This window comes from Reichenbachiella sp., assembly GCF_965223055.1.
Classification (GTDB): Bacteria; Bacteroidota; Bacteroidia; order Cytophagales; family Cyclobacteriaceae; genus Reichenbachiella.
Genome location: NZ_CBDCVM010000003.1, coordinates 103577 through 116281, shown reverse-complemented (window position 1 = coordinate 116281; position 12705 = coordinate 103577). Strand labels below are relative to the sequence as shown.

Below are 12705 nucleotides of genomic sequence, written 5' to 3'. Positions count from 1 at the left end.
TATTGACAATATTGTCAAACACAAAACATGAATAATTATGAACAAGTCAATTTTTTATCACGCAGGTTGTCCAGTATGTGTAAGTGCTGAGCAAGAGGTGTTAGGTTTAATCGATGCTAATACAGTAGAAGTTGTACATCTCGGTGAAGACAAGGGAAAAGTGAGTATTGCAGAAGAAGCAGGTGTAAAGTCTGTACCAGCCTTGGTTACGCCATCTGGTAATGTATTGCACATCAATTTTGGTGCTTCACTCGCAGATTTGAATTCTTAATATTTTTTTAACTTATTAAGTTAGGAATCCTTATTATAAAATAATGAAATACGTAATGATGTTCACCTTTATGATTCTATCTATCACGATAGGGGCATTTAACCGAGTTATCGTTTCGATGTATCGAATGAATAACCAAACATCCTTTAGTTACGACGGTGTCACGGCTTATATGCAAGTGAATACTTCTTTGAGTGACAAACCGATGCTCGGTGTATATGAGGTATGCAGTGTAGCTAGTGGGGATTTATCTCTTCCGTATCAGGGTAAACAAAGAGTAATGGATATAGCTGTTTGGGATGCCTATGTAAACCGTACAGATGGTCTGTTGATGCACTTTGACATTTTGGTTTCCACGGAAGTGCAGGAGAGAGATCAAATCCTTGCATACGCCAATCAATTTTTGGCAAGCAAGGAGTTGGATGTAGAAAATGTGGAGATCAGGAAGTGTGAGTTCTGTCACATTGAAAGAGCGACTGACGAGACCGTTCGAGCTATTGAAGTTAAAGGCTTTGACATCATAGAGTTCGAAAATTGTGTCTAAACCTTGGCCTACTAATTAGGAATACTAACTTTGTCTGGCGGGCTTCATGCCCGCTAGACAATTTTATGAAAAAGAGTGCATTTGATACCGAGTCGCAGCAGGAGAACCTCACTAGTAAAGTGGTGGTGGGACTGGAGCGTATTTCAGAAGTGTTCAAAACGCTTTTATGGGATCAATCAAAAGCCACTGGGTTAAGCCCAATTCAAATTCAGATCATCGTATTTGTTGCTTATCACAAACCAGAGCTTTGTAAGGTGAGCTATCTGGCGCAGGAGTTTAATGTGACTAAGCCTACCGTAAGTGATGCGGTTAGAGTCTTGTTGCTCAAAGGGTTTATTGAAAAGAAAGATGCGGGTGGTGACAGTAGAAGTTATATTATTGGATTGACTACTAGTGGGAAACAGATACTAACAGGAATCGAGCAGTTTGCTGCCCCCGTGGGATCTGAACTGAATAAATTGGAAAATACACAATTAGCAGACATCTATCAATCGCTATTGAACTTGATTTTTCAACTCAATCAGTCGGGGATTCTTAGTGTACAACGCACGTGTTTTTCATGTCAATTTTATGAAAAAAAGGGCAATCAGGACTACTGTCATTTCCTCAATCAGTCGCTTGGTGCAGGGGACATCCGAATAGATTGCCCCGAATATGAATCAAAACATTCCTAAAAAATATGGAATCATTTTACGACCAAACCTTTGAAAGTTTAGACTTTTCTGAAAGTGGATTTGAAAATGGAGAATACGAAAGCTGCGTTTTCAAAAATTGTCTTTTTTCTGAAGTCAACTTATCTCATCGCGTATTTATGGATTGCGACTTTGAAGATTGCGATTTCTCTGGAGTAAAGTTGGGTGACACGGCATTCAAAGATGTACGATTTAAGGGATGTAAACTGCAAGGTGTGGATTTCTCCTCCTGCAACCACTTTTTGTTAGAAATGAGTTTTGAGAAGTGCTTGATGAATCTGGCGTCTTTTTATCAGATCAAATTGAAAGGGACATCTTTTAACGATTGTAGCTTGGAAGAAGCGGATTTTGTAGAAGCAGATCTGAGCGAATCAAAGTTTGCGGTATGCAACTTAACCAAAGCCCAATTTGAGCATACCAATCTTGAAAAGGCTGACTTTCGAACAGCGCTTCATTTCTCTATTAACCCGCACAACAATAAAGTCACGAAAGCCTGGTTCTCAAGAGAAGGCTTGATTGGTTTGCTGGATCAGTTTGATATTAGAGTGGATTAAATTAATATCTTTTCAAGATACCATTCATATTTGTTAATATGATTGAAAGTTTCGGCTCTAAGCATACTGAAAAGGTTTGGAGAGGAGTAAGGACGAACAAATGGAGTGATGAAATTGCCAATAGAGCGCTTAGAAAACTGATCATGATAAGTGCAGCAGGTGATATTCAGGATATGAAAGTTCCACCATCTAATCGCTTGCATAAGTTAAAAGGAAACTTCAATGATTATTGGTCAGTTAGTATTAATGATCAATGGAGAGTTATTTTTAGATGGGTTAATTCGAATGCCCAAGATGTTCAAATAATTGATTATCACTTATGTTGAAAACAAACATACACCCGGGGGAAATATTAGAAGAGGAGTTTTTGAAGCCAATGAATATCTCAGCTTATAAGTTAGCTAAGGAAATTGGAGTTCAGCAAACCAGAATTAGTCAGATTGTAAAAGGTAAGCGATCAATTTCAGCTGATACAGCTATTCGTTTGTCTAAATTTTTCGGCACCACAGAAGAGTTTTGGATGAATTTGCAGCGAGAGTACGACCTCAGAAATGCTCATGCTGAAAAAGAAAGTGAATTCAGGAAAATTGAGAAATTTGAATTCGTCTGAATTAAATATTTATAGATTCTAAAAATTCATAAAAGCATAAGACAAAATATTGGCGCCCATTTTAAGTGCCTCTTGTCTTTTGCTTTCTAGGTCGTTGTAGATCGACTGGTCTTCCCATCCATTGCCAAGATCTGATTCATAAGAATAAAAGCACACCAATCGGCCCTCATAGATTAAGCCTAAACCTTGTGGAGGTTTGCCATCGTGTTCGTGAATTTTAGGAAGTCCATTTTTGAACTTGAATTTTTGATCATAGATAGGGTGATTGAAGGGTAGTTCTACAAATTCCAATTCCGGAAAGACCTTCTTCATTTCCAGACGAATGAATTGATCCATGCCATAGTTGTCGTCTATGTGAAGAAATCCACCAGCAATCATGTAATTGCGCAGATTCTCTGCTTGTCTGGAATTGAAAACCACGTTGCCATGACCAGTTAAATAGATATATGGAAATAGAAATATATCAGGACTCCCAACCTCAACTACTTCATCTACTTTGTCTAAGTCCATCCTCAGGTGTCTGTTGCAAAACGACGCAAGGTTTGGGAGTGCTGTTTTGTTGGCGTACCAATCTCCACCTCCATCATACTTTAGTTTGGCTAGTTTGATTTTATCTTGCCCGTGGCCGTCTACTACCACCAAAAACAAACTGCAAAGAAGGAAAATGTATTTTATCATAATTCACTTTAAACGTAGCACAATTGTTTGAGATTTTAGTCTAAAGCTCTGGAAATCTATGATCCCAGATGAAGTCTGTAGTTTCGATTAGATGGACATTTTTTGAAAAGCTCTCATGCCGAGTGTTGATGATGTAATTAGATTCTTGAGGGATGATAGCAGATGGAACGCTGAGTACAAGGGAATTCATGTTTTCGTACCATTTGCTTCCTAGGCGCTGAGTAGTGCTGTAGGCTTTCAAGCTTGACCAGTCTGACGGTAGTTGATCTTGGTGGATAGTTTGTACTTCCGTGGTGTCGGCTATTTTTATGTGTAATACCTTAAAGATTCCGCTAGGTCGAATGCCGCTGGTATGTGCAAGTAGCTCTAAGGCGCATAGAGATATAGTACTAGAGGTATAAATCACTTCTTGTGATCGCTGATTCCACCGATTGGCTCTTCCAGAGCTTGCTAGTTGATCGGAAAATTTAGCATGGCAAACCCGGTATACTATCATACGTTGTCGCCGTATTCGATGGCGGATAAGCGCTGGTCGATGTGTATGATGCCACTGATAGTGTTGATGAAATTGATTGGCGAATCATTGTCAAAATAAAAATTGATCTTACTCAGCCATTGGTTGAATTTTTGGCTAGAGCCAAAAACGGCAATGCCATGATTGTAGAGTGAGAGGAGGGCTAGTACATGCTCTCTTACATGGGGTTTGATAGGAGAGGGTGTTTGCTTATAAGACCTAAAGGTTTTGGTATTCATGTTTAGTGCATCAGAAAGCAAATCGTCTTTAAGACCTGATAAATCTTTGAGCATACTGATGTGACCAGAGTTGATGTCGTGCTTTCTGATGGCATACAAGATTTCTGGCTCAGAAACGGTAGAAGGAAAGTCCTCTTTTGATTTGTATGGTTTTGACTCCGCGCCCATACCCAAAGGTAATGATTAAAGGTAAAAATACCAATTCAAAAAGGAGTTTTTACTTTTTATCGTAAGCGGAAGGTTTACCTAAAATTTTCTCTTTTCTTTGCCTTCCATTTTTACCTCTGAACAGGTCTTGTGGGAGATAAAGCTCAATATTTACGTTGATTAGAAAATAACCATCATTTTTTAGATTCCCACGCTGGGCACCAGGAACCATAGCATCATAGGCTTCTTTGTTTATTTCTGGTACTTCATTTTTTCTATTGCTCAATGAAGCTTCTATAGTGCCATCTTCGAATGGGCCTCCATAGAAGCCATAGACATCATCCAAATGTCCCGAAAATGTAAATCGATAGCCTAAATCAAGCGAAAGATTTAGAAATTCATTGAGTGCTGCTTTTACTCCTAAATTGACAGGTATGATCCAGGCGGACTTTCCGTAGGACTCTGTTTCAGTACCAATTTTTCTTAAATCGTAGGTGGTAGTTACGTCATTAATGTCAGTAAAATCTGCCTTTGGATTAAAATAAGTTTTGCCGAATCCAGCCGCTATGTAGGGTTCGTAGGTCCTTCTCTTGTGGTATTTTCCCCGATACTTTAGGAAATAGTAGACGCCTTCTACTTGCCATTCGTAGTTGGTGGAATGAAAGGAGAGATTTCGTTGTCTGTTATACGAACTGTCAGCAGCATTTTTGTCTGTCCCCTCTAGTTTATATCTGGAAAACTGAATTCTAGCTGCTATCCGAGTTAGCAGTCTTGCTTCAACACCAAAATTCATATGAGACAACCCATCAGAAAGTGGTTTGCCGTTGGTCAGGTCTCCCATATATCCTGTCCATCCTGTACCAGCATAAATCGAGAAGTATCGATCATGCAATTGCCATCCCAAAAAGCTTTGGCTTTGGCTGGTCAGAGTGATCAGACAAAAAGAGGATAGTAGAATAATTTTTTTAATCATATATACCTGTGCAACAAGGTAAATTTAATGTAATCATCGAAAAGATAACGGCCGGATCGAAGCAATATGCTACAATTGTCTGATTTCTATTATTTCTTTTTTAGGACAAGGGTGGTCATGCATCTTTGGTTTTCTACATTCACCGTTTTCACAGGTTCAATTCTAGTGTAATTGTAATCATTGATGAAAGTTGAGATCATACCTTCAGTGATTAAGAATCTTTGACTGCCATCCGGTAGACTATATCTTCCGTCAGAAAGACTTTCATGGCCCTGCAAACCAATATCAGAAGCCATTCGGATAAAAAGGGTTCCATTAGGTTGAAGCACTCTATTTAATTCTCTAATCATTTGCCAAAAATGATTTTCTGATTGAGCAAAATGCAATACAGCTGAACAAATGATATAATCAAACTCATCATCATTGTAAGATAGTTTGGACAATTTTCCAATCTGGAATCGGTCTTTGGTGTAATGAGAATAATTGGATCCAATAATGAATTGTAGCATTCGAATGGCTTCTTCATTTTGGTCCATGCCATATACATCAAACCCGTGATTAAGGAAATAGATGAGATTTCTGCCTTCACCGCATCCAGCATCAAGAATTTTGGATTTTGGATCTACGTTTTCTTTAAGTATTTGGTCTAACAGGTATAAATCTATATTCCCTAAATATTTGTTGAGTTGCTGTGTAGTCATAAAGCAAAATGATCGTTGTGGTAGTATTGGCGAATTTATGATATAAAGTCTAATTTCGATTTTGAGCTTTATGATATCAACAAATATTCCGTAAAGAGTATTTGTATAATCGTGTCAAAGACTCTTTGTATTTTAGCGAACGTATGAAAAAAGGATCTATTTTCTTCATTGTTTTGAGCTGCTTTTTATTGTGTTCTCATTCCATTTTTGCTGAGAAGACGAAGCAGGCGCTTCGTGCTTACGATAAAGGGGACTATGAAAAGGTGGAAGGCATACTCACCAAGTCGATGAAAGAAGATAGCCTCAATCCTGCGACAGAATATGTTTGGGCTTTACTTTACTCAAATGAAAATTATCCTAAATATCATTTAGATACTGCTCATTTATATATCGAATACGCCTGCGAGCATATCAAGCTTCAAAATGAAGACCACCTTGATGAACTTGAAGATGCGGATCTATTTGAATATGATCTCAAAAACAAAAAAATGGCCATTGATAGTATGGCATTTGCTTTGGCCTCAAGCAAAGGAGGGATTGATGCATATGAGCATTTTATAGCGAATTATGAAGGAGCTGCAGATTTTGAACTGGCTTTGGCTAAGCGGAATCAATTAGTATTTACCGAGGTTGAATCCAAAAATACCTGGCAAGCATATGCGGAATTTTTAGAGAAATACCCTAATGCTGCCCAAACAGAAAAAGCACAAATTCAATATGATAAATTAGTGTATGAAGATAAGACGAGTTCAGGCAAAATTGAAGATCTCGAGAAGTTTCTAATTGAAGAACCTAAGACACCCTATCGCCATTCCATAGAGCGCAAAATATTTGAAGACTATGTAGGTGAATTGAATTCCGATAGAATGGTAGATTTTCTTCGGAAATTCCACAATCCGGTTCTTTCCTTAAGAGTGCAGAGCATGCTCTATTATTTAGATAATGTTAATTTCTCTGGTCTGGCTGAAGAGTTTGGGATTAGATCCAATTTTATGGACTCAATTCAACAATTAGAAAAACTCAATAGCCAATCTCTTTTTCTGGATCACCAAAAAGGAAAATTCGGTTTTAGCAAATTGAATGGAGATGACTTTCTAAACAATACCTATTTGAAAGTGGATGACAAATATCGTTGTGGAAATATACTCGATGAATTGTTGTTAGTAGAATCTACAGAGGGTAGACAGTTGTTAAATAGAAATGGAGAAGTAGTATTTGAAGGGTTTGATGGTCGGGTGGAAGATCTTGGCAATGGATTGTTGGCTGTAGAAGAAGGTGGAAGCTTTGGCTTGATTCATAAGTCTGGATTTAGATTGCTAAATGCAGGGTACGAAAATTTGCAGTTATTAGGAAACAGTTTGATAGTTTATGAATTCAATGGAAAAGCAGGTGTAATGTCTGTGACTGGAAAGAAATATATTCAACCAGTATATGATGATATTTTCATCAAAGGTCCTTTTTGGGTCTTCCGACAGAATAATAGTTATGGGGTATCCGATCTTCAAGAAATTAAGAGTATTGATAAGCGTGCTTTCAAATTGCATTTACCATACGAAGAGGTTGAATTGATCAATGAAAAGTACATTATTGGATTTCTTGAGAATAGTGAAGAATTGATAAATGATCGATTGGAAAAAATCACTCCAGAAAACACTAAAAGGATAAATACAAAGCATGAAACATGGGTTATTGAATTGTCAGAGGGTTATATGACTTTTGATCCAGGACAAGGACAACTTTCATCAAATACATATCAAAATGTTCTTCAAAATGATGAGTGGCTGGGGATGACAAAAAATGGCAAGTGGTTTGTCTATAATAAAAACATTTATGATGACCCTATTATTGGGGTAGATTCATTGAAACTGTTGGGAGAGGATATTGCTATTGTATTTAGAGATATGGATGGGATGGCCATATTTCCAAACAAACAAATAGTAGAAATCACTGAAGGTCAATATCTAAAATCTATTGGGCCTAAAATTAAAACGGACACACACTTTTTGGTAGTGAAGGAAGGAAGAGAGAATATATTGTACAAAAATGGTGTAGAGCAATTTCGGATGATTTGTGATGAGTTAGGATATATATCTGATAGCGCATTTTTTGTGAAAAAGAGTGAGAAGTATGGTGCCGTAGGATTAGATGGGCGTTTGATCATGCGCATTCGCTATGATGCCATTAGTGCTGCTGACAATGAAGTGGCTGCAGTATTGTATGATGGGAAATTTGGTGGGTATAATTTTAGAGATAAGGTATTGCTTAGGATGGATTACCAGGAGAAAATCAAACCCTATAATTCTAAATTGTTCGTTGTAAATGATGAAGGATTGTACGGGCTATTAGATAATCAAAACGAACTCATAGTAGAGCCAAGTTTTGAGCAGATAGAGTACTGGTCAGACACCAGTTTTTTAGGGTTGAAGGAGGGAAGTTGGAATATTGTGAATATGTCTAATGGAACTATGAGTTTATCAGATATTAGATACTATGAATATATAAAAGATAAACCCGAAGAGAAGATTCTTCTTATTCGAAAAGAAGAAGGGTATGGAGTATATCATAGTGCAAAAGGATTGATTATACCCACGGCTTTTCACGATGTGATGAACTTAGGAAATACTGATACTCAGCTGTATTTTACCGAAACAGCCGTTTCAGAAGCGGGTTTTTATGTCGTTGTTTATTATGATACCAATGGCAATAAACTTTTCTCGGAAGCCTATAGAGAAGAAACGTATGAACAACTGGTTTGTGAGGATTAGTACTCCTTTTCTACAGCCGTTAGAATTTCACCATACCATTCATTGAAATCAAAATCTCCACGTTTGTAGGTTACGCCTAGCCGAACAATAACTAAATCTTCGGAAGGAATTATCATAACACGTTGACTGTGAAATCCATTCATGCTGTAGGCGTCTAAAGGAATATTAGAAAACCTGCCACCACTATTGATCCAGAAATGACCGCCATAGAGTTGGTCTGATCCTGCTGCTGGCTCTTGAACAAATGAAACCCACTCAGGAGTAAGAATAGATTCTCCTTCCCAGACGCCATTTTGAAGATAGAGTTGTCCTATTTTGGCCCAATCTCGCGCAGTGGCCCAGGCATAAGAAGAACCTACAAAATCTCCTGTGGCATCCGTTTCGATTCTCATGCTGTACATGCCCAATCTACCAAATAGTTGAGTATATGGAAATTGGAGATAATCTTCTCGAGATTTGAAATGTTTTTTCATTTGACTGGAGAGAATATTACTCGTGCCTGAAGAATATATCCATACTGTTTCAGGATCCGATTCGGCAGGAACACTTTGGGCATATTCACCAATGGCATCACTGTTGAATAACATGGTGACTGCATCACTCAAATCGGTGTAGTCTTCTTTCCATTTCAGTCCACTATTCATTTGCAACAGATGCTTCCATGTGATCTTTGACCTACTATCATTTTGCCATTCCGGAATGTTTGTCTTGTCATTGATATCCAAGACATTTCTATCCGAAAGAATGCCATAAAGAGTCGAAGTCAAACTTTTTGTCATCGACCAGCCTAGAAGTGGGGTGTCTTTATTCACTTCTGGGGCATATTGCTCACCTATGAGTTGGCCTTTATGCAAAACCACCACGGCCCGTGTGTTTTTTGGTGAATCAGGATTCTCTTCGATAAAAGCACTGTTGATAGCTTTAGCTAATGCTGGCGAGGTAGGAAGTGATCTATTGTCGAACCAGTGAAGCAGACTGTCATGTTTTTGTTTGAATGGTTCAATATGAGTACGGTAGGCTTCATTTGGTTCGAGTGCTGTCAACAAAGCGCATCCCAAACCTTTTCTGTATACAGCAGTTTTAGGGTAAAGTCCAAATACCGAAGCTGTAACGGATTTTTCCGTTTTATCTATTTTGAAGTTGGCCAATTGAAGCGGACCAAAATTCAATTCTTTAGTACGAATTGTCTCTTCATTCAATTGCCCTATAAAAGTACAAGAACAAGCAATCTTAGCCGTATAACCTGACATGATTACTAATTTCGGGTAGTAGGTGAGTACCCCAGATATTAATCCACAAGACACTATGGCAATGAATACCCACTTGGCTATTTTCATATCATTTTAGTTTTGAAGCTTGTAAGTCCTTTATCATTAACTACTAACTTAGCATGACTAGTTAATATTATAAAGGGCATAGATAAGAATATTTAATCTAAAGATGACTGAGTTTGCTATTGGATAAAAATTATTGGAATACGCAGAAAATATTAAAAAGGAAATGGTTGCTGGAAAAGATTCCGTTTGGTCAAACGACAGATTTTCAACGATTTGTTATTCTTTGCCATCCGCGAACCGGTTCCACCTGGCTACACACCTTATTAAATTCTAATCCTCACATCATTTCCTTTGGAGAAATTCTCAATGAGAGAAAAATTTCAATTGGGCTAGAACATGCTATTTGGAATAGCCATCACTCAGCTATTCAATCGGTGGGATGTAAAATTTTCTATGAACAGTTGTACAAGGACCAATATATTCATGTATTCGAAGAAATTGTTTCTAACAAGGACATTAAGGTCATTGATCTAAGTAGAACAGATAGGAAGGCGACATTTTCTTCACTTCTGGTTGCTCAAGAGTCTGATGCTTGGAGCAGTACTCAAACTAAAAACAGTCATAAAGAACACGTAACAATTGAAGAGAAGGAGTTCAATCTATATGTTGAAAAGTCTAATAGTAATAGGGATAACGTACTGCAAGCACTTCATCAACATCAAGTGTTTTCGTTGAGTTATGAAGACCTAGTTAGAGATCAAAACGCCAAGCTCGAGAGTATTCAAAAATTCCTAAATACGACACCAGTTCAATTGTTTTCTTTACTTCAAAAGCAAGCCAAATAGACGACATCTATAGTTGAAGGAGAGATTTACTGTAGAAATATTTTTGTGGAATTATTATATTACTCGTCTATACAATTGACCAACCGAATGATATTTAAGCCTAATTATGCTGTCTTTGCCCTTGTACTATTGGGGCAAGGATGTAATACTGAGAATGAACCTGTCATTTCTCAGGCCCAAAAGGAGAACTGGTACACTGTCCAATCTATTGATAGTCAAACATGGGCCTTGCAGGAGCCTAGAAGTTCACAAGCAAATGTAAGTTATTTAATAGCGGGAGATAAAAGAGCGATCATGTTTGATTCTGGAACCGGCGAAAACAAAGGGCAAGACGGTAATCGAATGTCATACAAAGTAAAAGAGCTCACTGATCTGGAAGTAACACTTTTACTTTCTCATTTTCATTTTGATCATAATCAAAACGTATCTGAATTTGATCGAATTGCTCTTCCTAGTCTGTCGTTTTTGAAGGATGGTGTGAATGATGAAAACGTTTATTCTTTTAGTAAGCATGAATTATTTGTAGGGTCAAGACCTTTGTCAATCACAGTAAATGAATGGTTGCCTTTAGAAAAGAATATAGACTTAGGAGGGAAAAATATTCAAATAATAAACCTTCCGGGGCATTCACGGGAGTCAGTAGTTATAGTGGACCATGATAAAAAAAGAGCTTTTACCGGGGATTTTTTATATAGCGGGGCTCTTTTTGCTTTCGATGCAAACGATCTTCGAACCTATTTGAGAAGTATGGACAAATTCATCTCAATAATAGATGAGAGTTACACCCTGTATGGAGCGCATGGCTCTCCTAAAGTATCTTATCAATACTTACTTAATTCAAAGAGTTTGCTTGAATGTATCGTAAATGGAAATTGTTATACGGAGACTATTACCGCAGTGTTTGGTAAGGACGCGACTATATATTCTTCAGAAAACGGTGAAACCTTCTTTTATTTGGTTCATACCGATTAAGCTTCATTCCATTTATCACATCGGCAATCGTACCAATCGTCCATAAAAACCTTGTATTCTTTTAAGAATTTATCAATGGATTCAATTCCTCTAACTATTTTGTTGCCTTCCTGAAGTTCTGGTACTTCAAGAGAACTATCGGTTGTGATTTTGTGAGCTGCACACCATTCTTCCAACTGAGATTTCCAGATTATTTCTTCTGAGTGTTTAGCCGATATTCGGAGTTCAATCATTTTTACGAATAAGGTAGATTAACGAAAAGCTTACAAAATCAGAACCTTCGTTGTTTCCTTTTCTGTTAGGTTTGCTACAAAAATACAAGAATGCATTCAATTACTATTCCAGTACCTTCAAAAGCTAAGGGTTTGATTTTTGATCTTGACGGAACCATTTTGGATTCTATGCCTCTTCATCATGAGGGTTACAATCATGCATTGGCGCCTTATGGTGTTGATTATCCTAAAGCAATTTTTGAAAGTCGTGGAGGAATTCCTACCAAAGACACCATGAGGCTTATTGAAAAGGATTATGAGATCACTAATTTTGATATTGAGCAGGCCCTGGAAGCGAAACGACTATTTGTAGAAAGTAATCTAGACAGGATTCAGCTGATTACTCCGGTATTCGAAATCATCAGAGACTTTCATCATAAACTACCCATGGCAGTGGGCACTGGTAGCAATAGAAAAGTAGTGAATGAACTATTTGAAAGATTCAATCTTTCAAAATACATCTCTCATGTTGTCACGGCGACAGAGGTGTCCCATTACAAACCACATCCGGAAACATTTCTAAAATGTGCAGAGTTAATAGGTATAGATCCTGAAGATTGTGTAGTATTTGAAGACGGGAAACCAGGCATGCAAGCAGCAGAAGCCGCAGGAATGAAGGTCGTTGATGTGACTAAATACTTGTGAATTATA

General features: G+C 37.7%; 17 protein-coding genes. 10 read left to right on the top strand and 7 right to left on the bottom strand.

Annotated elements, in window-relative coordinates:
- The first annotated feature begins 37 nt into the window (after positions 1-37).
- The 6 genes from ACOQO5_RS00960 (at position 38) to ACOQO5_RS00935 (ending at position 2671) form a co-directional block, all read left to right on the top strand.
- Complete coding sequence (locus ACOQO5_RS00960; RefSeq protein ID WP_420579803.1) at positions 38-271, top strand: thioredoxin family protein; 234 nt, start codon at positions 38-40, stop codon at positions 269-271.
- A gap of 43 nt (positions 272-314) precedes the next feature.
- Positions 315-815, top strand: a complete 501-nt coding sequence (locus ACOQO5_RS00955; RefSeq protein WP_420579802.1) for a DUF2024 family protein — start codon at positions 315-317, stop codon at positions 813-815.
- A gap of 65 nt (positions 816-880) precedes the next feature.
- Positions 881-1489 carry a MarR family winged helix-turn-helix transcriptional regulator gene (locus tag ACOQO5_RS00950; protein WP_420579801.1) on the top strand — a complete coding sequence of 203 codons (609 nt, stop codon included), beginning with the start codon at positions 881-883 and terminating at the stop codon, positions 1487-1489.
- A 5-nt stretch (positions 1490-1494) separates the two neighbouring features.
- Positions 1495-2061 (top strand): pentapeptide repeat-containing protein, encoded by a 567-nt coding sequence (locus ACOQO5_RS00945; RefSeq protein WP_420579800.1) that lies wholly within the window; start codon positions 1495-1497, stop codon positions 2059-2061.
- Positions 2062-2099: 38 nt separating this feature from the next.
- Positions 2100-2387 carry a type II toxin-antitoxin system RelE/ParE family toxin gene (locus ACOQO5_RS00940; RefSeq protein ID WP_420579799.1) on the top strand — a complete coding sequence of 96 codons (288 nt, stop codon included), beginning with the start codon at positions 2100-2102 and terminating at the stop codon, positions 2385-2387.
- Positions 2381-2671 (top strand): HigA family addiction module antitoxin, encoded by a 291-nt coding sequence (locus ACOQO5_RS00935; protein WP_420579798.1) that lies wholly within the window; start codon positions 2381-2383, stop codon positions 2669-2671. Before ACOQO5_RS00940 ends, ACOQO5_RS00935 begins: the two co-directional genes overlap by 7 nt.
- An 18-nt stretch (positions 2672-2689) precedes the next feature.
- On the opposite strand, the gene ACOQO5_RS00930 is transcribed toward ACOQO5_RS00935, so the two are convergent.
- The 5 genes from ACOQO5_RS00930 to ACOQO5_RS00910 form a co-directional block, all read right to left on the bottom strand.
- Positions 2690-3349, bottom strand: coding sequence for a DUF4159 domain-containing protein (locus ACOQO5_RS00930; RefSeq protein WP_420579797.1), 660 nt, complete (start codon positions 3347-3349; stop codon positions 2690-2692).
- A 40-nt stretch (positions 3350-3389) separates the two neighbouring features.
- A complete protein-coding gene (locus ACOQO5_RS00925; protein ID WP_420579796.1) occupies positions 3390-3845 on the bottom strand; it encodes an RES family NAD+ phosphorylase in 456 nt (151 codons plus the stop codon).
- A complete protein-coding gene (locus ACOQO5_RS00920) occupies positions 3842-4270 on the bottom strand; it encodes an antitoxin Xre/MbcA/ParS toxin-binding domain-containing protein (protein ID WP_420579795.1) in 429 nt (142 codons plus the stop codon). Before ACOQO5_RS00920 ends, ACOQO5_RS00925 begins: the two co-directional genes overlap by 4 nt.
- 49 nt (positions 4271-4319) lie before the next feature.
- Entirely contained in the window at positions 4320-5222 is a 903-nt protein-coding gene (locus ACOQO5_RS00915) for a DUF6089 family protein (RefSeq protein WP_420579794.1), read from the bottom strand.
- An 89-nt stretch (positions 5223-5311) separates the two neighbouring features.
- On the bottom strand, positions 5312-5923 hold the full coding sequence (locus ACOQO5_RS00910; RefSeq protein WP_420579793.1) for a class I SAM-dependent methyltransferase: 612 nt from the start codon (positions 5921-5923) through the stop codon (positions 5312-5314).
- A gap of 143 nt (positions 5924-6066) precedes the next feature.
- On the opposite strand from ACOQO5_RS00910, the gene ACOQO5_RS00905 reads away from it, so the two are divergent.
- Entirely contained in the window at positions 6067-8688 is a 2622-nt protein-coding gene (locus tag ACOQO5_RS00905) for a hypothetical protein (RefSeq protein WP_420579792.1), read from the top strand.
- On the opposite strand, the gene ACOQO5_RS00900 is transcribed toward ACOQO5_RS00905, so the two are convergent.
- Positions 8685-10025, bottom strand: coding sequence for a serine hydrolase domain-containing protein (locus ACOQO5_RS00900; RefSeq protein WP_420579791.1), 1341 nt, complete (start codon positions 10023-10025; stop codon positions 8685-8687). The two genes, ACOQO5_RS00905 and ACOQO5_RS00900, sit on opposite strands and share 4 nt — an antisense overlap.
- Before the next feature lie 119 nt (positions 10026-10144).
- Here ACOQO5_RS00900 and ACOQO5_RS00895 point away from each other — a divergent pair, with 119 nt between their 5' ends.
- Together ACOQO5_RS00895 and ACOQO5_RS00890 are read left to right on the top strand one after the other, a co-directional pair.
- Positions 10145-10810: a sulfotransferase domain-containing protein gene (locus tag ACOQO5_RS00895; RefSeq protein WP_420579790.1), complete on the top strand. Its 666-nt coding sequence runs from the start codon at positions 10145-10147 to the stop codon at positions 10808-10810.
- A gap of 45 nt (positions 10811-10855) precedes the next feature.
- Entirely contained in the window at positions 10856-11782 is a 927-nt protein-coding gene (locus ACOQO5_RS00890; protein WP_420579789.1) for an MBL fold metallo-hydrolase, read from the top strand.
- Here the strand turns inward: ACOQO5_RS00890 and ACOQO5_RS00885 are convergent.
- The gene (locus tag ACOQO5_RS00885) at positions 11779-12015 is read right to left on the bottom strand and encodes a hypothetical protein (RefSeq protein WP_420579788.1); all 237 of its coding nucleotides are present in this window, start codon (positions 12013-12015) and stop codon (positions 11779-11781) included. The genes ACOQO5_RS00890 and ACOQO5_RS00885 overlap by 4 nt on opposite strands.
- Before the next feature lie 90 nt (positions 12016-12105).
- Between ACOQO5_RS00885 and ACOQO5_RS00880 the strand changes: the two genes are divergently transcribed.
- Positions 12106-12699 carry an HAD family hydrolase gene (locus tag ACOQO5_RS00880; RefSeq protein WP_420579787.1) on the top strand — a complete coding sequence of 198 codons (594 nt, stop codon included), beginning with the start codon at positions 12106-12108 and terminating at the stop codon, positions 12697-12699.
- Positions 12700-12705: the final 6 nt, after the last annotated feature.